We start from the raw sequence: 306 nt of genomic DNA on the forward strand, positions 1-306 counted from the left end.
CCAGCCAGATACCCAGTAGTGGGAGGTAAATCATGGGTAGTGACCGAACTCATGGCGTACTCGCGCCACTGCTCAGGAGGCAGCGGATTGCCATTCTCACCATTCTCGAACCACAGGACCGAGGTGCCCATGATGCCGCGCTCACGCAAGTAGGCGCGCACCCACGGCTCTACCGTTCCCAGGTCCTCGCCCACGACAAGGGCGCCAGCCCGGTGCGCCTCCAGCGCCAAAATACCAACCATGGCTTCGTGGTCGTACCGTATGTAAGTACCCATACGCGGGCCGAGACCGACGGGTACCCACCAC

Annotated in this window: 1 protein-coding gene; it reads right to left on the bottom strand. The window is 62.1% G+C overall.

Features of this window, described 5'->3' with window-relative positions; all coding sequences use genetic code 11:
- Positions 1 to 306, bottom strand: a 306-nt coding sequence (locus GV790_RS29645) for a 4-alpha-glucanotransferase (protein WP_163818123.1), incomplete at both ends; no start/stop codon positions are given.

This window comes from Nocardia cyriacigeorgica (assembly GCF_010858045.1).
In the GTDB taxonomy this organism is placed as follows: Bacteria; Actinomycetota; Actinomycetes; order Mycobacteriales; family Mycobacteriaceae; genus Nocardia; species Nocardia cyriacigeorgica_E.